The organism is Campylobacter concisus (genome assembly GCF_003048775.2).
Taxonomy (GTDB): Bacteria; Campylobacterota; Campylobacteria; order Campylobacterales; family Campylobacteraceae; genus Campylobacter_A; species Campylobacter_A concisus_I.
In genome coordinates, this window is the sequence record NZ_CP049272.1 from 172,563 (window position 1) to 194,552 (window position 21,990).

General features: G+C 39.2%; 25 protein-coding genes and 1 tRNA gene. 12 read left to right on the forward strand and 14 right to left on the reverse strand.

Going from position 1 to position 21,990, the window contains the following annotated elements; genetic code table 11:
* Positions 1 to 599 precede the first annotated feature (599 nt).
* Positions 600 to 675, forward strand: a tRNA-Val gene (locus tag CVT17_RS00765).
* Positions 676 to 749: 74 nt separating this feature from the next.
* Here CVT17_RS00765 and CVT17_RS00770 read toward each other — a convergent pair.
* The gene (locus CVT17_RS00770; protein ID WP_107858397.1) at positions 750 to 2,168 is read right to left on the reverse strand and encodes an alanine/glycine:cation symporter family protein; all 1,419 of its coding nucleotides are present in this window, start codon (positions 2,166 to 2,168) and stop codon (positions 750 to 752) included.
* Positions 2,169 to 2,560: 392 nt separating this feature from the next.
* On the opposite strand from CVT17_RS00770, the gene CVT17_RS00775 reads away from it, so the two are divergent.
* Positions 2,561 to 2,716: a hypothetical protein gene (locus tag CVT17_RS00775; RefSeq protein ID WP_159070441.1), complete on the forward strand. Its 156-nt coding sequence runs from the start codon at positions 2,561 to 2,563 to the stop codon at positions 2,714 to 2,716.
* Positions 2,717 to 2,843: 127 nt separating this feature from the next.
* Here the strand turns inward: CVT17_RS00775 and CVT17_RS00780 are convergent, their stop codons facing one another.
* Both CVT17_RS00780 and CVT17_RS00785 read right to left on the reverse strand, forming a co-directional pair.
* Positions 2,844 to 4,010, reverse strand: a complete 1,167-nt coding sequence (locus CVT17_RS00780; protein WP_230853319.1) for a replication-associated recombination protein A — start codon at positions 4,008 to 4,010, stop codon at positions 2,844 to 2,846.
* Positions 4,011 to 4,038: 28 nt separating this feature from the next.
* The gene (locus tag CVT17_RS00785; RefSeq protein ID WP_107858399.1) at positions 4,039 to 4,566 is read right to left on the reverse strand and encodes a pyridoxamine 5'-phosphate oxidase family protein; all 528 of its coding nucleotides are present in this window, start codon (positions 4,564 to 4,566) and stop codon (positions 4,039 to 4,041) included.
* 80 nt (positions 4,567 to 4,646) lie between these two features.
* Here CVT17_RS00785 and CVT17_RS00790 point away from each other — a divergent pair, with 80 nt between their 5' ends.
* Positions 4,647 to 4,940, forward strand: a complete 294-nt coding sequence (locus CVT17_RS00790) for a hypothetical protein (protein ID WP_107858400.1) — start codon at positions 4,647 to 4,649, stop codon at positions 4,938 to 4,940.
* A gap of 1 nt (position 4,941) precedes the next feature.
* Here the strand turns inward: CVT17_RS00790 and ung are convergent, their stop codons facing one another.
* A complete protein-coding gene (gene ung, locus CVT17_RS00795; RefSeq protein ID WP_107858401.1) occupies positions 4,942 to 5,634 on the reverse strand; it encodes a uracil-DNA glycosylase in 693 nt (230 codons plus the stop codon).
* Between the two features lie 64 nt (positions 5,635 to 5,698).
* On the opposite strand from ung, the gene CVT17_RS00800 reads away from it, so the two are divergent.
* The 3 genes from CVT17_RS00800 (at position 5,699) to infC (ending at position 8,951) form a co-directional block, all read left to right on the forward strand.
* Positions 5,699 to 6,265: a YbaK/EbsC family protein gene (locus CVT17_RS00800; RefSeq protein ID WP_107858402.1), complete on the forward strand. Its 567-nt coding sequence runs from the start codon at positions 5,699 to 5,701 to the stop codon at positions 6,263 to 6,265.
* A 350-nt stretch (positions 6,266 to 6,615) separates the two neighbouring features.
* On the forward strand, positions 6,616 to 8,436 hold the full coding sequence (gene thrS, locus CVT17_RS00805; protein WP_107858403.1) for a threonine--tRNA ligase: 1,821 nt from the start codon (positions 6,616 to 6,618) through the stop codon (positions 8,434 to 8,436).
* Positions 8,433 to 8,951: a translation initiation factor IF-3 gene (gene infC / locus CVT17_RS00810; protein ID WP_107858404.1), complete on the forward strand. Its 519-nt coding sequence runs from the start codon at positions 8,433 to 8,435 to the stop codon at positions 8,949 to 8,951. The genes thrS and infC overlap by 4 nt, the downstream gene beginning before the upstream one ends.
* Positions 8,952 to 10,261: 1,310 nt before the next feature.
* On the opposite strand, the gene gdhA is transcribed toward infC, so the two are convergent.
* Both gdhA and CVT17_RS00820 read right to left on the reverse strand, forming a co-directional pair.
* Positions 10,262 to 11,620: an NADP-specific glutamate dehydrogenase gene (gene gdhA, locus CVT17_RS00815; RefSeq protein ID WP_107858405.1), complete on the reverse strand. Its 1,359-nt coding sequence runs from the start codon at positions 11,618 to 11,620 to the stop codon at positions 10,262 to 10,264.
* 187 nt (positions 11,621 to 11,807) lie between these two features.
* Complete coding sequence (locus tag CVT17_RS00820; RefSeq protein ID WP_107775739.1) at positions 11,808 to 12,404, reverse strand: SMI1/KNR4 family protein; 597 nt, start codon at positions 12,402 to 12,404, stop codon at positions 11,808 to 11,810.
* Between the two features lie 414 nt (positions 12,405 to 12,818).
* On the opposite strand from CVT17_RS00820, the gene CVT17_RS09290 reads away from it, so the two are divergent.
* Complete coding sequence (locus tag CVT17_RS09290; protein ID WP_230853300.1) at positions 12,819 to 13,259, forward strand: PQQ-like beta-propeller repeat protein; 441 nt, start codon at positions 12,819 to 12,821, stop codon at positions 13,257 to 13,259.
* Here CVT17_RS09290 and CVT17_RS00830 read toward each other — a convergent pair.
* From CVT17_RS00830 to glmM, 6 genes are all read right to left on the reverse strand, one after another.
* Positions 13,209 to 14,648, reverse strand: coding sequence for an acetyl-CoA carboxylase subunit A (locus CVT17_RS00830; RefSeq protein ID WP_054195976.1), 1,440 nt, complete (start codon positions 14,646 to 14,648; stop codon positions 13,209 to 13,211). The genes CVT17_RS09290 and CVT17_RS00830 overlap by 51 nt on opposite strands.
* Positions 14,649 to 14,764: 116 nt before the next feature.
* The gene (locus tag CVT17_RS00835) at positions 14,765 to 15,310 is read right to left on the reverse strand and encodes a hypothetical protein (RefSeq protein ID WP_107858406.1); all 546 of its coding nucleotides are present in this window, start codon (positions 15,308 to 15,310) and stop codon (positions 14,765 to 14,767) included.
* 9 nt (positions 15,311 to 15,319) lie between these two features.
* Entirely contained in the window at positions 15,320 to 15,754 is a 435-nt protein-coding gene (locus tag CVT17_RS00840; protein WP_004317437.1) for a CopD family protein, read from the reverse strand.
* A gap of 9 nt (positions 15,755 to 15,763) precedes the next feature.
* Positions 15,764 to 16,126 carry an NINE protein gene (locus tag CVT17_RS00845; protein WP_012000991.1) on the reverse strand — a complete coding sequence of 121 codons (363 nt, stop codon included), beginning with the start codon at positions 16,124 to 16,126 and terminating at the stop codon, positions 15,764 to 15,766.
* Positions 16,116 to 16,568 carry a signal peptidase II gene (gene lspA / locus CVT17_RS00850; protein ID WP_107769866.1) on the reverse strand — a complete coding sequence of 151 codons (453 nt, stop codon included), beginning with the start codon at positions 16,566 to 16,568 and terminating at the stop codon, positions 16,116 to 16,118. The genes CVT17_RS00845 and lspA overlap by 11 nt, the downstream gene beginning before the upstream one ends.
* Positions 16,561 to 17,901 carry a phosphoglucosamine mutase gene (gene glmM / locus CVT17_RS00855; protein WP_087585081.1) on the reverse strand — a complete coding sequence of 447 codons (1,341 nt, stop codon included), beginning with the start codon at positions 17,899 to 17,901 and terminating at the stop codon, positions 16,561 to 16,563. Before glmM ends, lspA begins: the two co-directional genes overlap by 8 nt.
* A gap of 157 nt (positions 17,902 to 18,058) precedes the next feature.
* On the opposite strand from glmM, the gene rpsT reads away from it, so the two are divergent.
* The 4 genes from rpsT to CVT17_RS09295 all read left to right on the forward strand — a co-directional run bounded on the left by rpsT (position 18,059) and on the right by CVT17_RS09295 (position 20,505).
* On the forward strand, positions 18,059 to 18,328 hold the full coding sequence (rpsT, locus tag CVT17_RS00860; protein ID WP_004317319.1) for a 30S ribosomal protein S20: 270 nt from the start codon (positions 18,059 to 18,061) through the stop codon (positions 18,326 to 18,328).
* Between the two features lie 13 nt (positions 18,329 to 18,341).
* Positions 18,342 to 19,409, forward strand: coding sequence for a peptide chain release factor 1 (gene prfA / locus CVT17_RS00865; RefSeq protein ID WP_107858407.1), 1,068 nt, complete (start codon positions 18,342 to 18,344; stop codon positions 19,407 to 19,409).
* A gap of 326 nt (positions 19,410 to 19,735) precedes the next feature.
* Positions 19,736 to 20,155, forward strand: coding sequence for a TOBE domain-containing protein (locus CVT17_RS00870; RefSeq protein ID WP_054195983.1), 420 nt, complete (start codon positions 19,736 to 19,738; stop codon positions 20,153 to 20,155).
* 230 nt (positions 20,156 to 20,385) lie between these two features.
* Positions 20,386 to 20,505, forward strand: coding sequence for a hypothetical protein (locus CVT17_RS09295; RefSeq protein ID WP_230853320.1), 120 nt, complete (start codon positions 20,386 to 20,388; stop codon positions 20,503 to 20,505).
* A 77-nt stretch (positions 20,506 to 20,582) separates the two neighbouring features.
* Here CVT17_RS09295 and CVT17_RS00880 read toward each other — a convergent pair whose 3' ends face one another.
* Positions 20,583 to 20,810 (reverse strand): replication/maintenance protein RepL, encoded by a 228-nt coding sequence (locus tag CVT17_RS00880; RefSeq protein ID WP_072594035.1) that lies wholly within the window; start codon positions 20,808 to 20,810, stop codon positions 20,583 to 20,585.
* 1 nt (position 20,811) lies between these two features.
* A complete protein-coding gene (locus tag CVT17_RS00885; protein WP_107858408.1) occupies positions 20,812 to 21,177 on the reverse strand; it encodes a diacylglycerol kinase in 366 nt (121 codons plus the stop codon).
* Positions 21,178 to 21,231: 54 nt separating this feature from the next.
* Here CVT17_RS00885 and CVT17_RS00890 point away from each other — a divergent pair, with 54 nt between their 5' ends.
* Entirely contained in the window at positions 21,232 to 21,990 is a 759-nt protein-coding gene (locus CVT17_RS00890) for an exodeoxyribonuclease III (RefSeq protein WP_107858409.1), read from the forward strand.

A 21,990-nucleotide genomic window follows, 5' to 3' on the forward strand; every position in this document is an offset into this window, starting at 1 on the left:
TTTTAAAAACTAAAATTTATTATTTTATCTTTAGTATTTCTATAAATTTTGTCAGTTTGGATTTATCTTTATCTTTATAATATAAATTTTTGTATTAAAAAGCTTTACGTAAGAGATAAAATTAGGCAAGATTAAAATACTTACCTGATTTACTGGAAAGCTTAAACTCTGCCCCACTAGCTAGTTTTGTATTATTCTTATCAGCCTTTTGTTTTAAAAATTCCTCTTCATCTTTTGTAGAGTTATACTTATCTTTGAAAAATTTTTTCTCAGTATTATAATTTTTTGCTCTAGTATCTTCTTTTCATAAATTTTTATATATTGGCTTCCAGTATTCAAGGTAATTTCCAAAGCTAGTGCTATGTCCTGCATCATAGTGGCAGCTTGCACGTTTTGGCTCTTTATCGCTATCAAGGAGTTTTTATGACGACATGTGAGTTGCAGATATTGACTAGGTAGTTTTCATCTTTACCGATAACTGCGAAGCAAGCGTTAGCTAATTCTAAATTTATCCATTGCATTTACTGCTTATAAATAAATTTAATTACTAAAGAATTAAGCTAAATAAAATAGAAAATAAAATATAATCCCAAATCTTTGGTCCCGTAGCTCAGTTGGTAGAGCACTACCTTGACATGGTAGTGGTCGATGGTTCGAGTCCATTCGGGGCCACCACTTCTAACAAAACATCCCAAACAAGAGATTTAAAAATTAATTATTAGTAAATTTTATAAAGATGCGGTAAAGACTTATTTTAAATAATCTTTCACATCATACTTTTTACCAGCATCGTGATCTTTTAAAAGCTTTGCCACAATAGGGCTTAAAATGATGATGGCAATTAAATTTGGTACGACCATCAAGCCATTAAACATATCTGCTAGGCTCCAGACAAAATCAACCTTTTGCAAGCTTCCCAAAAAGACAAAAACGACCACTAAAATTTGAAAAGCTCTGACCGCTTTTGCCCCAAGAAGATATCTTACGTTGATCTCAGCAAAATAGTACCATCCAAGAATCGTTGTAAATGCAAAGAAAAATAGGCAAACAGCTACGAAACTATATCCGCCAACCTTGCCAAAGATATGCGATGAGAAGGCCTCTTGTACCAAGGTTATGCCTGTAAAGACCGCCTTGCTGTTTTCAAAGCTAATAACATTTGCAGTGAGCACTACAAAAACGGTTATATTTAAAACGATAAAAGTATCTACAAATACACTCATTATGCCAAGTACTGCTTGATCGACTGGGTGTTTGACATTAGCTGCGGCGTGTGCGTGCGGAGTTGAGCCCATGCCAGCTTCATTGCTAAAAAGACCCCTTGCGATGCCGTATCTCATCGCAGCTGCTATGCTAGCTCCAGTCGCTCCACCCCACGCAGCTGAAGGATCAAACGCTGCTTTGTAGATAAGCAAAACTGCATCTGGGATTTCGTGAAAATTTAAAGCGATAATGATTAGTCCAACACCTACATAAAGTAAAGCCATCAAAGGCACGATCTTTTCAGCCACTCTTGCGATCGCCTTTACGCCACCTATAAAGATGACTGCGCAGATGATTGCTAAAAAAGCTCCAGTTATCCACTGAGGTATACCAAAGGCACCTTTAAAGCCGTCTGAGATCGAGTTTGCTTGCACCATGTTGCCGATAAAGCCAAGTGCGATAATGATAGCGATAGCAAAAAATCCAGCTAAAATTTTTGCCCATTTCCCCTTTAATCCACGACTTATATAAAATGCCGGGCCGCCTATCGTGTGCCCGCTATCGTCTTTTGTACGGTAAATTTGAGCTAGGCAAATTTCAGCAAAATTTGTAGCCATACCTAAAAATGCAGCGCACCACATCCAAAATATTGCTCCAGGACCGCCCATGATAAGAGCCGTTGTCGCACCTACTAGATTGCCAGTGCCAACTTGTGCGGCGATTGCGGTTGCAACTGCTTGAAACTGGCTCATGCCAGCCTTGCCAGCAGCTTCGCCGTGAAGTGAAAAATTTCCAAAAAGCTCTCTTAGGCCCATTTTAAACTTAAAAATTTGAACAAACCCAAGCCTAATAGTAAAAAATAGTCCAGTGCCGCAAAGTAGGGTAATAAGGAAGTATGGACCCCAAAGAAATGAATTTATACTTTCAACACAATTATTTAAAATTTCAGCAAAATTTGTAGGCATTTTCTTGACTTTCATTGGTGTAGTTTAGAGAGCGAGTATATTTAAAAAAATATAAAATTAGAATAAATAAGAAAAATTTTTTAGCTTGGCTTAAAATTTCATGCTAGTTTTCGGCTTACTCGCGGTGAACTTGCTTTTACTAGCAAGATTTTACGACCAATATTTTTACGCTCTAAGGCGTTTTTTGATTGATAATTTCTAAATTTATTTCACAATGAAGGTTTAGAATGGCTAAAATTATTTCTTGATTTTTGGATTTTAAAATTAGGTTTTTGCGTTTTTTAGAAGGCTTTTACGATAAATTTGCAATCTTTCTTGTACGGATATAACTTGGCAAAACGTATTTGGCTATTGGTTTTGTTGAAAATTTTATCAAAGGCGTTTAAAAGGCTTTGGCGTTAAATTTTGCTTCATTGTTATTTGCTGGATTTGCCATATTTTGTCCGCTATTTGACTTGCCGGTAGTCAATCTTTGCGTCAAATTTTTCTCGCAAATCGCCGCTCAAAGCTGTTTAAAAATTTCTGGAAAGCTGCTTGCTCTGCCATAAGCCGTCGTTAATCTATCCCAAGGCACGTATTCTATCTTTAAATTTGCGATGTACGCTAAATTTTGCTAGTTTATTTACATTTCTTTTAAAATTTGCTCCATAAATCCGACAGAGTAAAGCCTAATATTTAACCCTTGGATTTTATTTTCTCTAGCCACTCATTTAGCGTTTTTTCAAAGCCTATGCCCTTGCTTTTGTAAAAAACAAGCGGTTTTTCTAGGTATTTTTGCTCGACCCAGCCGCCAAAATCATGCGGATAAAGGTAGTCTTTGCTCTCTTTTGTGTGATTTTTTAGATATGGTGGAATTTTTAAAATTTCCTCGCTTTGCACGTATCTTAGGGCGGCATTTATCGCGTTGTAGCTGGAGTTTGACTTTGGCGAGCTAGCTAGATAGACGGCGCACTGAGCCAGTATGATCCTAGCCTCTGGAAAGCCTATCTCTTTTACCGCACTTAGTGTGCTTGCGGCTAAATTTAGCGCATTTGGGTTTGCGTTGCCGATGTCTTCGCTGGCAAATATCGCCATCCTTCTAGCGATAAAGTCCGCACTCTCGCCAGAGTCTATCAGCCTTGCTAAGTAGTATATAACGGCGTTTTCGTCGCTTCCACGCAGGCTTTTTATAAAAGCGCTTGCTAGCTCATAGTGCGTGTCATCCTCTTTTGCCCCCTCTTTTAGGGCGTTTTGGCGAAGTGTTTTTAAATTTTCTAGACTCACATTTTCATCAAGCGTGATGGCAAATTCTAGTAAATTTAGCATAGCTCTTGCGTCGCCACCGCTACTTTTAAATAGATATTCTTTGGCTTCCTCGTCTATGCTAAATGAAATTTGCTCTCTTATCTTGCCAAGAAGCTCCTCAAAATCGCCACTGCTAAGCGGCCTAAACTCAAAGAGCATAGAGCGACTTCTGATGCCTGAGCTTAGCGTGAAAAAGGGATTTTCCGTGCTAGCACCGATGACTAAGGCTTTGTAGTTTTCCATGGGGATGAGCAGCGCTTCTTGCTGGGTTTTGCTTAGGCGGTGGACCTCGTCTATGAAAAAGAGTGGCTTGTTTAGGGCGTTTTCGTAGTTTTTTAAAATTTTGCGGAAGTCATCTATCTTTAAATTTCCGCCATCAAACTCGTAAAAGTCGTAGTTTGCGCCGCTTGCCACAGCCCTTGCAAAGCTCGTCTTGCCACAGCCTGCTGGACCATAAAAGATGGAGTGCGGGATTTTGTTAGCGGCTATAAATTTTAAAAATGCCGCTTTAACCGCCTTTTGTCCACAAATTTCATCTAAGCTTTTTGGTCTAAACATCAGTGCAAGTGAGCTCAAATTTACTCCTTTAATTTGCTGGTTTTGGCAAAATTTTAGCTTTTGCACTAAGACTTTCTATCTTAAACTCATAAATTTTAGTGATCTTTAGCCCATACTGAGCCGCTGTTTCAAAGGTGTTCATCGCATAGGCTGTGTATTTTAGGCTGAGAATTTTTAAAATTTCATATTTTTTAGCTTCGTTTGTGATCTCGTAAACTCTAGTTTTTGCGATGGCACTTTTGTACTCTGTCGTAAAAACCTTGCCTCCAAGTGCTTTGCCATCGTCTTTTATCGCCTCTAGCTCGCTATCATTTAGATGCGGGACCTTATTAAAGCTTACGCAGACAAACTCTACTTTTCGTCCATCTTGAAGTAGCTTTGCTTTACAGCCAGCGGTAGCTCCGTGTATAAAAATGCTTTCGCCAACTCTAACAGGCGAGATCGGTACGCTAAAAATTTCTCCCTCATCATCCACGCATGAAATTACCGCATATTCACATTCATCTATGATTTTTAAGCCATCTTCGCGGCTTAGCTCTCTATCTTTTCGTCTCATTTTTTATCCTTTTTTTGAAAGAGCATTTTAAAATTTAAGTGCTTAAAGGCTAGTATAACGCAAAAATTTCAAGGAAAAACATGAAAAAAATAGCTATTTTTGCCATTTTACTTGGCGTAAATTTAGTCTATGCAAACGATGTTTGCAATGAATATATCAAGCAAAGTAGGCTCTATCTTGACGAGCTCTATGCCAAAGAGAGCAAGCGACTCGCAAACGATGAAAAGGCGTTAAGGCTTTTTGAGCTTAAATTTGATGAGTTTAAACAAAGGCAAAGCGGCCAAGAAGCCATAATTTTGCAAAACAAAGATGAGAAATTTTGCAAAAGAAAGCTTGAAGAGACAAACAAACTTTTAAATGATCTAAAAAAATAGATCAAATTTTTACGTTTAGATCCCAGTCTATTGGCGTTTTACTGTGATTTGCTAGGTAGATATTTGCCTTTGAGAAATGACGGCAGCCAAAAAATGCGCCACGAGCCAGTGGGCTTGGATGTGCTGCCTCTAAGATGAGGTGCTTGCTGGTGTCAATGAGCGGTGCTTTGGCTCTAGCTGGGTTGCCCCAAAGCATAAAAACTACGTTTTGTAAATTTTCGCTTATCCTTTTTATTACAGCATCAGTAAAGCCCTGCCAGCCAAAGCTTGCGTGGGAATTTGCCGCTCCAGCACTAACGCTTAAAGTTGAGTTTAGTAGCAGCACGCCTTGCTTTGCCCACTTTGTAAGATCGCCGCTATTTGGCTCTTTTATGCCAAGATCAGCGTAAATTTCTTTATATATATTCACAAGACTTGGCGGGACTTTTACGCCACTAGGCACTGAAAAGCTTAGTCCCATGGCTTGATTTGCGCCATGGTATGGATCTTGGCCTAGGATGACGACTTTGACATCGTGAAATGGCGTTAGGTTAAATGCATTAAATATAAGCGCACTTGGCGGATAGACGGTGCCAGTGCTCTTTGCTTTTAAGAAATTTTCTTTGATACGCGCGAAATTTTCACTCAAAAACTCATCTTTTAGCACCTCTTTCCAACTTGGCTCGATCTTTATGTCGTCTAAATTTATCTGCATTTTCCTGCCTTTTATAAGTTTTAGCTGTATAATTTTAACTAAAATTTATCCAAAGGAAAGAGCTGTGTCTGAGCAAATTTTTAATAAGATTCACGATCTTCTTAGCAATAATGAAGCCAAATTTAAAGTCCTAAATCATGAGAGTGCCACCACTTCAGAAGAGGTGGCAAAACTTAGGGGAACAAAGATGAGCCAAGGCGCAAAGGCTCTAGTTTGCTCTATAAAAGGGGTGGATGAGGAGAGGTTTAGGCAAATTTTTAAAGATGAAAATGTGCTAAATGATTATTTGCTAAGCGATGAAAAGCCAGCGATGAAGGCTGGTAAAATTTATATCTTGGCTATTTTGCCGGCTAATATGCAGGCAAATCTTGATAGCTTGACACAAAAATTTGACGGCAAAAGAGCAAGCCTAGCTAGTCCAGATGAAGTTTTGGCATTAACAGATTGTGTTTTTGGTTCAGTGCCACCATTTAGCTTTCATAAAAATTTACACATTGTAGTTGATGAAAGGTTGCTACAAAGAAACGATGAGATCGCGTTTAATGCGGGGCTACTTGATAGATCAATTATTTTAAATACAAAAGATTATACAAAGATAGTACGGCCAACGCTAATAAATTTTGCAGAATAAAAAAGTGCTAGGCTAACCACTTCCTAGCACTAAATATTGTCGGGAGAAAAATGAATTTAAATAATGCAAAGACGAGAAATTGCTAAATTCATTTCAAGAACAAATATTATCAGGCATAATCTTAAAGTATAATAAATTATATAAATAAAAAGCTTTAAATTTAGGGATTTACACATTTAAATATAAATATATATATTTTATAAATAAATTTATAGATCAAAGCTTGTGGATTTAAAAAGAATTTATAAAAATTTGCTTAGTAAATATTAAGTTTAGCTTAAAGCCCATTTAGATAAAATCCTTAATCGTTCTTTTATCGTAAAAAAGACAATTTGATATAAGGAAAAACAATGAGCGATATCATCGCATACAAACTAAATGGCGAAATAGTCGATACACAAAGTATCGCAGGGCGTGAAAGTGGTGCTGAGCCTATCTATTTTGACAACTCAAAAGAAGCACTACACGTTATCAGACACTCCTGTGCACACCTCATGGCACAAGCTATCAAATCACTCTATCCAAAGGCGAAATTCTTTGTCGGACCAAACGTAGAAGATGGATTTTATTATGATTTTAGAGTTGATGATGAGGGCACGAAGCTAGGCGAGAGCGATCTAGCAGCGATCGAAGATAAGATGAAAGAGCTTGCTGAGAAGAAATTTGACATCGTTAAAACCTGCTCAACCAAAGCTAATATTAGTGAGAAATTTAAAAACGACGATCTAAAACAAGAGGTCTTAAAAAGAATTCCAGATGGCGAAGTGAGCAGCTACGCACAAGGCGATTTTGAAGACCTTTGCCGCGGACCACACGTACCAAATACTAAATTTTTAAGATTTTTCAAGCTTACACGCGTGGCTGGCGCATATCTTGGCGGCGATGAGAGCCGTGAGATGCTAACTAGAATTTATGGCACAGCATATGCAGATAAAGAGAGCCTAAAAGAGCACATCCACATCATCGAAGAGGCCAAAAAACGTGACCATAGAAAGCTTGGTACCGAGATGAAGCTATTTACTTTTGATGAAGAAGTAGGTGGTGGCTTGCCGATCTGGCTACCAAATGGCGGACGCTTGCGCTCGAAGTTAGAGCAAATTTTATACAAAGCTCACCGCGACCGTGGCTACGAGCCAGTGCGTGGGCCAGAGCTTTTAAAGGCTGATGTGTGGAGAAGAAGCGGTCACTACGCAAACTATAAAGAAAATATGTACTTTACGACGATCGACGAGACAGAGTATGGCATCAAGCCGATGAACTGCGTTGGTCACATCAAAGTCTATCAAAGTGATATCAGGTCTTACCGCGATCTACCGCTTAAATTTTTCGAATACGGCGTCGTACATCGCCATGAAAAAAGTGGCGTTTTACATGGACTTTTTAGAGTTCGCGAATTTGCACAAGATGACTCACATATCTTTTGTATGCCAAGTCAAATCAAAGAAAATATCCTAGAAATTTTGAAATTTGCTGGCAAAATAATGGAAAATTTTGGTTTCCACTACGAGATGGAAATTTCAACCAAGCCTGCAAAAGCGATCGGCGGAGATGAAATTTGGGAAACTGCGACCAAAGCGCTAAAAGAAGCGCTTGACGAAAACGGCTTTAAATACGGTATCGACGAGGGCGGCGGCGCATTCTACGGTCCAAAAATCGACATCAAAATCACCGACGCGCTAAAACGAAAATGGCAGTGCGGCACGATCCAGGTCGATTTTAACCTACCTGAGCGCTTTGATCTGGGCTACATCGACGCAAATAACGAAAGACAGCGCCCCGTAATGCTTCACAGAGCTTTACTTGGTAGTTTTGAGAGATTTATAGGAATTTTACTTGAGCACACTGCTGGCGAGCTACCATTTTTCATAGCTCCTACGCAAGTCGTCATTGTGCCGATTAGCGACGCACATTTAGACTATGCAAAAGAAATTTCACGCGAGCTAAGAAAGATCAACGTCGATAGCGAGATCGCAAGTAAAAATGAGAGTTTAAATAAGAGAATAAGAACGGCAGAAAAACAAAGGGTGCCTATGATAGTCGTGCTAGGAGACAACGAAGTAGCGAACAAGAGCGTTGCGCTACGCGACAGACAGGCTAGGACGCAGAGCGATATGAGCTTGGCGGAATTTATAAATTTAACGAAGGAGAAACTTAGTGAGGTACATTTTTGAGTAAGGAAAATGAAGTATTGCTCAATGAGGACATAAGGGCGAGAGAGGTAAGATGTATAGGGGATGATGGCACAGCATACGGTGTCATCTCAAGAGAAGAGGCTTTAGAGATCTCAAATAAGCTTGGGCTTGATCTAGTTCTTATAGCGCCAGATGCGAAGCCACCAGTTTGCAAGATAATGGACTATGGTAAATTCCGTTATCAGCAAGAGAAAAAGCAAAAAGAAGCTAAAAAAAAGCAAAAAACCATCGAGATAAAAGAGATAAAACTCTCTGTCAAGATCGCCCAAAACGATATAAACTACAAGGTTAAACACGCAAGCGAGTTTTTGCAAGATGGCAAACACGTTAAATTTCGTGTCTTTTTAAAGGGTCGCGAGATGAGCACGCCAGAAGCTGGCGTAGCTATGCTTGAGAAGGTCTGGGAAATGATAAAAAATGAAGCTGATCGCGATAAAGAACCTATGATAGAAGGTCGTTATGTAAATATGCTTGTAACTCCAAAAAAGGGTTAAATTTTCACAAAGAGCAGGCTAGGGTTTGCTCTTTGTTACATTAAATTTTTAATACAAAAACTTATAAATAATTATTTTCCAAAAATCCTATCATTTTTATATGTGTTAAATTTACGCAAAGGTGTTGCGGTTGATGTGGCTTGTGAGTTTGTAAATTTAAGTGTTTGCGTGAGTGTTTGAAATCAAATTTTGTCTAATTGCAGGCTAAATTTGGCAAAAAACTTGATTATTTGCAGCTTAAATTTAGCAAAATTTAAATTCCCTTGTCAGAATTTGATTATCTTGCTGTCACTCGCAAAAGTGCTGTGCCTAAAAACTTCTTGTGGGTTTTAAATTTTATTTTTTATATGCTTGCGTGAGAGTTTTTAAGCTAAATTTTGCCTATGAGCTAGCTAAATTTGGCAAAGAGAATATCGCTTTAATAATACTTTTTACAAAAGCTTTGATTACTTTTGGTTTTATTTGATAAGCAAATTTGGTAAGAAACTTGATTATTTGTAGCTTAAATTTAGCAAATTTTAATCTTTGCTTAGCAGAATTTAATCATTTTGACATCGCTAGCGTGGGTTGCTTTGTTGAAATTTGACCAAGTAAGCGCCACCTATTAGAGTAAATTTGAACTTCTTGCGAGTTTATAAATTTATGGTGCGTGTGCGAGTGTTTTAAGCTAAATTTGGCAAAAAATTCGTTTGTTTGTAGTTTAAATTTATAAAGGAGAATTTAGCTGAGCTAAGCTTAAATTTACTAAATTTCATAAGCCATTTCTTGTCAAAAAAGTGTTTTTTATCTGCTTGAGAAATTTTAGGTCTTGCTCGCTTTCTGGCAGGATTTTGTTATTTAGCTTTACTATGTCGAAGTTGCAAGCGCTATGAAAATTTCTCGTTTGCGACACACCTGCTACAAAGCTTCTTATTACCAAGTAGTCACGCATAGACCGCACCACTCGTGTAATAGAGCAAAATACCTACAGGATGCTCCACGGCAAAAACTTTCAATTTTACTGCTCAAACCTTGCCGCTCCACCATTTGCCGCCGTATCAGCTCTTTTGACAAAATTTCTATTAAAAGCTCTAAAAAAGTGGTCTGCTCGCCACTTTAGTGAAATTTAGTCAAGTTTTAAATTCCACATCCGCCACGCCAGCAAAAAACGAACGCCGCATAAAATGCTTCAAAGCAGCATAAATTTGATAGCTTGCTAGTAAAATTTGCCGTGCAAAAGGCAAATTCTATTTTAGCTAAAACCCCAGCCAGCCTTATATTGATTTACGTCCAAATTTAGCTTGGACGTAAAATTTACAGAGCAAATCAGCCTACACATATCCTTGATCTATCATCGCGTCAGCCACTTTTCTAAAGCCAGCGATATTTGAGCCAAGCACCAAATTGCCCTCATTGCCAAACTCTTTACTTGTCTCGTAGCTTAGTTCAAAGATGTGGTTCATGATGCCATGAAGTCTGCGATCGACCTCCTCGAAGCTCCACGAAGTCATGCCGGCGTTTTGCATCATCTCAAGGCCACTTGTGCCCACGCCACCAGCGTTTGCCGCTTTTGCTGGAGCAAAGTGAAAGTCTTTTTGCGCAAGCATAAAATTTATCGCATCAAGCGTGCTTGGCATGTTTGCGCCCTCAGCTACGAAGCGGCAGCCATTTGCGTAAAGCACTTTTATGTCAGCTAGGTGAAGCTCGTTTTGTGTCGCACACGGGAAGGCTCCGTCGCATGGCACGTCCCAGACGCCATTTCTGCCCTCTTTGTATTCGCTCACGCTTACGTATTTTGCATTTGGTCTAAATTTGGTGTATTCGCTAAGGCGAGCGCGCTTGACCTCTTTTAACTCTTTAAGCACCGCTAGATCGATGCCCTCTGCGTCGTAAACGTATCCGTTTGAATCAGAGACTGTGATAGGCAGCGCGCCTACTTGATAGAGCTTTTCTACCGTGTAGATGGCGACGTTTCCGCTACCGCTTATGCTGCATTTTTTGCCCTCGAGGCTAAGGCCCGCTTTTTGCAGCATATTTTGCGTAAAATACACTAACCCGTATCCGGTCGCCTCCGTGCGCGCTAGGCTGCCACCCCAGTTTAGCCCCTTGCCCGTTAGTATGCCGTCAAACCTGCCCGTGAGTTTTTTATACTGCCCAAACATATATCCGATCTCGCGCGCGCCAACGCCGATGTCGCCTGCGGGCACGTCCACGGTGTTGCCGATGTGGCGGTAAAGCTCGCTCATAAACGCTTGGCAAAAGCGCATTATCTCGCCCTCGCTCTTGCCTTTTGGATCAAAGGTGCTGCCGCCTTTTGCGCCTCCGATATTTACGCCCGTGAGTGAGTTTTTAAAAATTTGCTCAAATCCTAGAAATTTTAGCACGCCAAGATCCACGCTAGGGTGGAGCCTTAGACCGCCCTTGTATGGACCGACGGCTGAGTTAAACTGCACGCGGTAGCCGTTATTTACCTGCGGTCTGCCGTCGTCGCCCGTGTACGTGACGCGAAAGATCACCGTGCGCTCGGGGATAACTATGCGCTCTAGGATCGCGTGTTTTTGGTACTTGCTCTCTCTTTTTATAAGCGGCTCGAGGCTGTTTAAAACCTCGGTCGCAGCCTGGACAAAGACGCCTTGACCCGGATTGGTCTTTTTTATCCACTCCATCGTTTTTTCGATGTACTCGCTCATTTTGGCTCCTATTCGTCAAATTTTCGTAGTTGAATATTAACTCTCCTAGAAAAAATTTTTATTTAAATTTATTTTTATATTTTTATTTTAGGCGATGAGCGTTACATATCGAAACTAAATTTATAAAAAGTGATTTTATTGGTTTTGATTTGATTTTATGTAGATAAATTTTTGTGAATAAAATTTATTAAATTTGAAGTAACTCCTGCCAAAAGTCAAAGGCTCTATTAGTACGAGTGCTATCTGTTTGAACGAATTTAAGTATTTCTTCGGCCTTTGGCATGGCTTCATCATTTAGTCTTGCTATATAGGTGCTGGCAAGCGCTATGAAAAATTTCTCAAAGTCGCTTGCGATGCATCTACCGCAAAGCTCCTCATCTCCAAAGAGCCATGCATAGACCGCGCCACTTGTGCAATCAAGCAAAAATATCCACGGATCACCCACGGCAAAAGCTATCAAATTTAAAGGGCGAGCCTCGCCACTCCACCATTTGCCGCCGTACTCATCTACGATATTTAGTCGTACTATCTCGCTTGCATAGTCGCCTCTGGAGCCAAATTTGACATTGCAAATTTCAAAATTTCCAAGGTCAAATTTGCTTAAAAGCTTTGTAAATTTAGCTGGGAAATTTACGCCAAGAGCTTCTTGTGAGTTTTTAAGTGCTTGTGTGGTAGCTTTAACATCATTTTGAAGCAAGAGTCTCATGCCAGTCATACCCTCTTGCTCTAGTGGCAAGAAAATTTGATCTAACTTTTGAGCTATCTGGTTTAACTTTAAAAACATATCAGTCCTTTAATCTGCTAAATTTTGGCAAATTTTATCAAATTTAACTCGGTGCGCTTTTAAATTTGACCCATTTGTCGCCAAATTTAGACCACAATCTTCATAAATTTAAGAAGCTGGCAGAGATAACTAAGAAAACTAGCAATCACTAACTGTGAGATGTTATAAAGGATTAATGATGAGGTAAATTGGCTTTGTAAAGCCGCGTAGCCCATAAAAGAGATTTATAACGACGCTAAAACATACGAACTTGAGGGCTTTGCGTACGAATGAGCTCGCCACTTATAGTGGAGTGTAAAGAAATTTTAAGCGGCGCAGCATTCAAAAGTGGAGCAAAAGATAAAAAATTTAAATGAGAGTGTGCCGCCTAAAGACATAGTACAAGAATAGGCAAAACCATCTGGCGGCTAAAGCTTGGCGCATATCTCTACACGCCAGTTTGCCTGCATGAGGGGAGTATTTTACTTTGGCACAGCTGGCAAGGGCGGAGATCTCTATGCCGTGGATGCAAAAAGTGGCGAAGTGATATTTAAGTTTAAAACCAGTGACATGGAGCATTTTGCTTTAGTTGATGGCCAAATTTTGCTCGCAAACCGTAAAAATAAGCCAGTTTTGATAAGCGCTAAAGATGGCTTGCTATTAAAAGAGATAGAGTTTGAGAAATTTAGCCTTAGTGCAGATCAGATCATGTTAGTAAGCGGTGGCAGGCTCTACGCCGTGCAAATGACGGAGCCAAGATGTGCGCAGTTCGCGCGAAAATTTAGCTTTGGCGAAATTTATCGCCAAAGCTGCAATGAGATAAATTTATCTCTTCTTTTTATATCTTTTTATCGCCTCTACGATGACCTCTTCTAGATCGTCGTTTGGCTCTTTGTTCATATCATCATAGGTGTTTTCAAGGATGGTTTTTAAGTTTTTCTCAACGTAGCTAGTATCGAAAAATCCTCGTCTAAACTCCTTACTTTTGCTGATCGTTAGCAAAAATGGGATGATCGTTCGCACACCCTCAATGGTAAATTCTTCAAGTGCTCTTTCAAGCTTATTTACCGCTAGATCGTAGTCGGTCGCCTTTACGATCAGTTTTGCGATCAAAGAGTCATAAAATGGCGGTATGGTGTAGTCTTTATAGACGTGGCTATCGACGCGCACAGATGGACCAAGTGCTGGATAGTAGCCCTCGATAGTGCCTGGTGCTGGGATGAAATTCTCCCAGACATTTTCAGCCGTGATCCTAGCCTCTATCGCGTAGCCGCGTGGTTTGATGTCGCTTTGCTCGATCTCTAAAATCTCGCCAGCTGCAATCCTTATTTGCCTAACGACTAAGTCGTGGCCGGTGATCTCTTCAGTGATGCCATGCTCCACTTGGATACGGGTGTTCATCTCCATGAAGTAAAAGTTATTGTAGTCATCTAGCAAAAACTCGATCGTTCCTACGTTTGAGTAGCCCACAGCCTTTGCAGCAGCCACCGCGGTTACGCCCATTATCTTTCTTAAATTTTCGCTAATTGATGGGCAAGGTGCGATCTCGATGATCTTTTGGTGGCGCCTTTGGATAGAGCAATCACGCTCGCAAAGGTGGATGATGTTGCCGTAGTTGTCGCCTAAAATTTGAAACTCGATGTGACGAGGATTTACGACAAGCTTCTCCATAAAGACTTCATCGTTGTTAAAGTAGGTCTTTGCTTCTCTGGTGCACGACTCAAAGGCATCTTGCATATCTTCTTCTTGCCAAACCTCTCTGATGCCACGTCCGCCTCCGCCTCCACTTGCTTTTAAGATGACTGGGTAGCCGATACGTCTAGCGTGCTCTTTTATGGCGTCCATGCTCTCGTCATTTAGCTTTTCTGTGCCTGGAACGATTGGTATGCCGTTTCTCTTCATTAGGTATCTTGCGATATTTTTATCACCCATTTTTCTTATCACTTCAGCCTTTGGACCGATAAAGATAAGCCCAGCGTCCTCGACCGCCTTTGCAAATTCGTAGTTTTCGCTTAAAAAGCCGTATCCTGGGTGTATCGCGTCAGCCCCGCACTCTTTAGCAAGCTTTACGATCGCTTTGGCGTCAAGATAGCCTTTGATCGGATCTTCGCCCACTTGATAGGCCTCATCAGCGATCCTCACATGTAAGCACTCGCTATCTGGCGCTGTGTAAATCCCTACGCTTTGAATGTGTAAATCCCTACAAGCTCTGACTATCCTAACTGCGATCTCACCACGATTTGCGATAAGAATTTTATGTATCATAGGCTATCCTTTTTGAGTTTTTCCTATCATATAACTATTCGTTTTATTTTTAGATAAATTTATTAAGTCTAGTTTTAAAATTTGAGCGCAAAGGCTAAATTTACACTCAAATTTTTCTATCTATTGATGATTTGTGGAAAAGGGGTGGCTAGGGCTTTTTTGCTAAAATCTTGCGATTCAATCGTGAAATTTGTAGCAAATCTTTGAATGCCCTCTTTTTTATAAGCACGCCTTTGGATGGTAAAAAGGACTAAATTTCCGCCTTGTTTGGCGTAGCGATATATCGAGTGCTCGGCTGTTGGCACGCCATTTAGGTTTGAAAATATTGTGATATCAAGATAAATTTCATTTGCGAGTGAGCCTTTTTTGTAAGCCACTTTTAGCCCTTTTGCTTTTAGTTCTTTTAGATCATTTATCTTTTGCTCGACTGCTTGCTCTGGCGTAGCGTCAAATTTAAGCGTATTTAGCGAGAGCATGTAGCTAAAACTATCTAGCTTTTCGCCAGGTAGCAAATACTCCTGCGTGAACAAATTTGGCACAGGTTTGGCTGAATATGCTAGTGAATATAGTCTGTTGTCAAATTTTATCTGCACCGGCTCAAAGTACTGAGTCGCTGCAAGCAAGAGTGCTGGTAAAGCGATAAATGCTAAAAATTTCTTCATCAAATTCCCTTAAAATGGATTTACTATCATGACCCAGATGATGATGAGCATCGCGATAGTTGGCACTTCGTTGTAAGCTCTAAAGAAGATGCCACTTTTGTTACAGCGTTTTTCTTTGAGCTGCTTCATGTAGCGTCCAAGGTCTAGGTGATAGATAGCCATTAAGATGACAACTAAAATTTTAACATGGATGTGACCAGTTTTTATAAGATCAGGCATTGCAATAAGTATCAAAATACCAGTGACAAATGAGCCGATGAGCGCGACCCAGCCGATGTAGTGATACATCTTATACTCCATCACTTCGACCACTTTTACAAAGTCTGGTTTGTCCATATTTTCTACGTGATAAACGTAGAGCCTTGGCTGATAAAACAGCACTGCCATCCACGAGATGAAAAACAAATAGTGGAGGTATTTTAAGTAAAGATAATATTCTGCCATAACGTCTCCTTATCTAAAAAGTATCTCTTTTCTAGCTTCAAATTCAGCCTTGCTGATCGCACCACTCTCAAAAAGCTCGTAAAGCCTTTTTAAGTCATCTTCTTTGTCTTTTAGTTTTAGTCTCTCTTTTAGTTCGACTTTTTGTAAATTTTTCTCGACATAAGCACCAACTAAAAATGCATCGATAAGCCACCAAATGCCCCAGATAGCTAAGAATGGTATGCCTATAATGAAATAAAACGTAGAGTAGCCAACAAAAAATAGTCCCATCATCAAAAAGCCAGTGATAAATTTACCAAGGTAAATTCTATGCGCTCCAAGCCAGCCAGTAAGTAGCCAAAGCGCGTATGCGACGTAGATATTATTTCCCACTCTCTCTCCTTTTTCTAAAACTTTGCCAAAGTATCATCACCACGCAAAGATCGATCGTTACGTCGGCGAGGTTAAAGACCGCAAAGTTAAACCACTTGTGCCAAAAGACGTAATCCACGACACCGCCATGGATAAATCTATCTGTGATATTTGAGCTGCCAGCTCCTAGCAAAGCTCCAAGCCAAATGGCATGCGAGCAAAGCAACTTTTTTTCAACGACTAGATAGGCAAAAACGCCTAAAATAAGGGCAATCTGGATAAATTTCAGCCACTCATCTAAAAAGGCAAACATCGAAAATGCAACGCCTTTATTATATGTAAGAACTAGCGAAAAAAACTCTCCGTCCCACGAAAAACCATCTATAAATATCATCTTTATCGCTTGATCAACGATAAAAATGATAAAAAATGCGATGAAAAATTTAACCAAATTTTTACGCATTTAGGGCTTTTATGAAAAATTTTTCAACTTCATCCATGCGTTTTTCAACTAAAGTTTGATTTTTGCCTTCAAGTAAAAGTCTGATCAAATTCTCAGTGCCAGAGTATCTAAAGAGCGACCTTATGCCCTCTTTTGCAAGGCTAGCCTCAAGCTCTTTTAGCCCCTCTATCTTATCAAGTGGCTTTTTCTCTGTGATCTTTAAATTTAGTAAAATTTGCGGATATGGCTTTAGCTCTCCAAAAATTTCACTAGCTTTTTTGCCTTTTTTAAGCATCATTGCAACGACTTGCATCGAAGTAACAAGACCGTCGCCAGTCTTAGCGTAGTCGTTAAAAATGACGTGTCCGCTTTGCTCGCCGCCAAAATTTATGCCATTTTCTTTCATCATCTCAAGCACGTATTTATCGCCTACGTTTGAGCGAAGTAGTTTGATCTTATGAGCTTTTAGATAGTCATCAAGTGCGGCATTACTCATCACCGTAGCCACAATGGCTCCACCTTTTAGCGCCTTTTGCTCGTGTAAAAATGCAGCCAACGAGCCAAGTATCGCATCGCCATGCACAACTTCGCCGTTTTCATCGACAACTACAAGCCTATCAGCATCGCCGTCAAATGCAAAGCCAATGTCAGCACGAAGCCTTTTTACCTCGCTTGCTAGATCTTCTGGGTGGAGCGCACCGCAGTTTTGATTGATGTTGCTACCATTTGGTTCGTCGTTTATAACGATGACATCGGCTCCAAGCTCGCTAAATACAGTTGGTGCGACCTTGTAAGCAGCTCCGTTTGCCACGTCTAAAACTACTCGTAAATTCTTTAAATTTAGCTCTTTTGGGAATGAATTTTTGATTTGCACGATATATCTGCCGATAACATCGTCGATCCTCTTGTTTGCACCTATTTCTGTCATTGTCTTTTGGGCATTCGCGATGAGCTCGTCATCGTAGAAAATTTTCTCTATTTCAGCTTCTATTTTTTCATCAAGTTTGTTGCCAAAGCTATCAAAAAATTTGATGCCGTTATCGTAGTATGGGTTGTGCGATGCGCTTATCATGATACCAGCGTCACAGCGCATATTTTCTGTTAAAAATGCGATCGCAGGTGTTGGCATAGGGCCTATTTGAAGGACGTTGTAGCCAACTGCAGTTAGTCCTGCAACGATGGCGGTTTCTATCATATAGCCGCTTTTTCTTGTATCTTTTCCAACCAAAATCACATTTGTCGCTGAAGTCTTTCTAAAATAAATTCCAGCCGCCATTGCAAGACGCATAGATGTTTGAGCTGAAAGCTTCTCGCCAGCTTTTCCACGAACTCCATCCGTTCCAAATAGTTTCATAAATTTATCCTTTTTATTATAAAATTGTGCTATTTTATCAGAATTTACCTAATTTAAAATCTAAAATTTTACTTTCATTAAGGATGACTTAAATTAAGGTCAAATTTATTATATCTTTAATATAATCACCGACTAAAATTATTCAAAAAGGTATATTATGGCAAACCATAAATCTGCTGAAAAAAGAGCTAGACAAACTATAAAAAGAACTGAGAGAAACAGATTTTACCGCACTAGACTTAAAAACATCACAAAAGCAGTGCGTGTAGCTGTAGAAGCTAAAGATCTAAATGCTGCAAATGAAGCTTTAAAAGTTGCTAACAAAAGCATCCATAGCTTCGTAAGTAGAGGCTTTTTGAAGAAACAAACTGCTGCTCGCCGCGTTAGTCGCCTTGCTCAATTAGTAAACACTCTAAAAGCTGCTTAATCTATAAATTTTAATGTTTGCTGATAAACTTCATCCATTTTTGGATCGCTATAATGAAATTTCTGCGCTTCTTAGCGATCCAAATATAGCAAACGATATCGAAAAGATGACAAAGCTCTCAAAAGAGCAATCATCTATCGAACCAGTCGCAACTGCCTCAACAAAATATCTAGAAATTTTAAAAGACATCGACGAAAATAAAGCCCTACTTGAGGACTCTGAATTCGGAGAGCTAGCAAAAGAAGAACTTAAAGATTTAGAAATTTCAAGAGAAAGGCTTGAAGAAGAGATCAAAATTTTACTTCTTCCAAAAGATCCAAACGATGATAAAAATATATTTTTAGAAATTCGTGCAGGTACTGGTGGAGATGAGGCCGCGCTATTTGTTGGAGATCTTTTTAATGCTTACATCAGATATGCAGAGCTTCGTGGATATAAATTTGAGATCGTTAGCCAAAGCGAAGGCAATACTGGCGGCTTTAAAGAGATCATAGTGCTTATAAAAGGCAAAGGTGCTTACTCAAGACTAAAATTTGAAGGTGGCACGCATAGGGTTCAGCGTGTGCCAGAGACCGAGAGTCAGGGCAGGGTGCATACTTCGGCTGTGACTGTGGCTATCATGCCAGAGGTCGAAGATAGCGAGATCGAGATCAACCCAAATGATATAAGAGTCGATGTGATGAGAAGCTCGGGCCATGGCGGTCAGTCAGTAAATACAACTGATAGTGCCGTTAGGATCACGCATATACCAACAGGCCTTGTTGTCACAAATCAAGATGGTAAGAGTCAGCACAAAAACAAAGAAGCTGCGATGAAGGTGCTAAAGGCTAGACTTTATGAGCTTCAAGAGCAAGAGAGACTTGCAAAAGAGACTAGTGAGCGAAAGAGCCAAGTTGGCACCGGAGATCGTTCTGGCAGGATAAGGACATACAACTATCCGCAAAACCGCATAAGTGATCACCGTATAAATTTAACACTTTATCGCCTTGATGCGATTATGGCTGCGGGATTATTTGACGAGATCATCGAGCCACTTATTACGCATTATCAAGCTGAAGCTATGCTAGAAGCTGGCATTTAAACTTTCAAATTTTTACTTCAAATTTTATAATTTATTTCTTTACCTTAAAATACTTTTAAATTTACCAAACTTTAAAGTCAAATTTACAAGATTTTTACAAAAATAGATATTTAGAAGTAGTAGCTAGTAATATTTTTTCTCATTTTTTTCAAAATAATATAAATTAAATTTTTAGATTTTATTTCTAAAATAACGATTTTTAGGGTATTTAAAAGTATAAAATTTTTATTTTTGATATTATAATTTTGTATAAATATCTTTTAAGTTTTGCTTAATAATTCTACCTTACAATTTCACCATAATTTAATTCAAAACAAGGAGACAAAATGTCAATAAGTGCAAGAAATCAACTAAATGTTGAGATCACAGAGGTAAGAACAGGTGCGGTAAATTCGCTAATATCTGCTAAGCTTGCAGGCGGTGAGGTGCTAAAAGCAACTGTTACGGTTGATAGTGAAAAAGGTCTTGATCTTAAGGTTGGCAAAAAAGCTATCTTTTTATTCAAAGCTTCAAGCGTTATCGTTTCAAAAGATGATAGCATCAAGCTTAGCGCTACAAACCAAATCAAAGGTGTTGTTAGCGAGATAAAAGACGGAGCTGTAAATGCTGAAGTTATTATCGATGTAAATGGCAGTAAAATTTCTGCTATCATCACAAGAGAGTCAGTTAGCAGCCTAGCTTTAAAAGCAGGAGATAAAGTAACTGCAATTATCAAAGCAACTCAAATTATAGTTGGTGTTAAATAATTTATGGAGCAATTTTGCTCCGTTCTTCTAAATTAAATTCTATTCTTAAGCTAAAATCTAAAATACTCTAAAATTTATCAACAAAATTATAAATTTAAATAAGTCGTAGTGAATATTTTTTAGAAAATTTATAGCTAAAATTTATATTATTTTTTACTTTTATATCCTATCCGTCATTTTACGCAGAGTGTAGCATACCAAAAGTTTATCATACAAAGGGTGGCCTAAATATCAATACAAAAGCCCAAGTCACAAGCTCTCAAATGGCGGCTATGCCTATACCAAATTTATATACATCTGGCGAGAATGTAGGTGGCGTTCATGGTGCTAGCCGTCTAGGGTCGTCGTGATAACTGACCGCTTGACATTTAGCATGATTACTGCTGAGAGTATCAGTTAAAAAGATGTGGCAGGCGTTTGCTCACCACTATAAATTTTTAAATCTATAAACTCCGTTTTTCACTCGCTCGAAAATTTTCTTCTCTTCAAGTAGCTTAAAGGTATTTATTACGGTTGGTTTGCTGACATCTAGCTTTTCACAAATTTCTGAAATTTTTACTACAATAAAGCCATTTTCATCACAGCTTTTAACTAGCAAATTTATAATTTCTACCTTTTTCTCGCCAATGATTGCCTTGTAAATTTCTTCATTCATGCTAGCTCCAAATTTTATATCCTATTGCCACGAACCAAAGCGCGCCACATAAGAAATTTGCGATCATCACAGCTGCACTTCCTGCGTCCTTTGCCGCCTTTGCTAGGGCGTGATAGTCTGGGCTTGAAAGATCAGTTACTCGCTCTAAGCCAGAGTTTAGGCACTCGCAAACTAGCACAAATGCCATGCTAAAGATCAAAAATAGATTAAAAACAAGGTCAAAATTCCAAAAAAATAGCGAGATCGTAGTTACCAAAAATATATAAATTTCTATTCGAAAGCTCTTTTCATTTTTAAAAATTTCAGCCAAACCCTCTCTTGCGTAGCCAAAATTTTTAAAAAATTTATACTCTGGCCGGTTTCTCATAATTTTCCTTTTTTGCGATTTTTGGCATAATTATAATTAAAAAAAGGATGAAATTTGAAACTTATTAGCTGGAATGTAAATGGCCTTAGAGCACTTGTAACAAAAGATGGTTTTGCATGGCTTACGGAGCAAAAGCCTGATTTCTTAGCGCTTCAAGAGATCAAGGTCAAAGAGGATGACGTGCCAAAGGAAATTTATAACCTTGGCTTTAAAGATATCAGTGTAAACTCAGGCGAGAGGGCCGGATACTCTGGCGTGATGAGCCTAGCAAATTTTGACATTTCTACACAAAAGGCAGCCTTCTTTGACGACACGGAGGGGCGTGTTTTGGAGCATAGATTTAATGATATCGTGCTTTTTAATATCTATTTTCCAAACGGCCAAAAGGATGACGAGCGCCTAGCCTATAAAATGGATTTTTATGAGAAATTTCTAGCTTACTGCAAAGAGCTTATAAAAAGTGGCAAAGAGGTGATATTTTGTGGCGATGTAAATACCGCTCACCGTGAGATCGACCTTAAAAATCCAAAAGCAAATGCCAAAACTTCCGGCTTTTTGCCTATTGAGCGAGCGTGGATAGATGAGGTGCTAAAAAGTGGCTTTATAGATACTTTTAGAGCCATAAATGGCGATATTACGGACGCTTACTCGTGGTGGAGTTACCGCTTTAACGCAAGGGCAAAAAATGTCGGCTGGAGGATTGATTATTTCTTCATCTCACAAGGATTAAAAGATAGGCTAAAAGACGCATTTATTTTGCCAGAGATCACAGGCAGCGATCACTGCCCAGTTGGGATAGATATAGAAATTTAG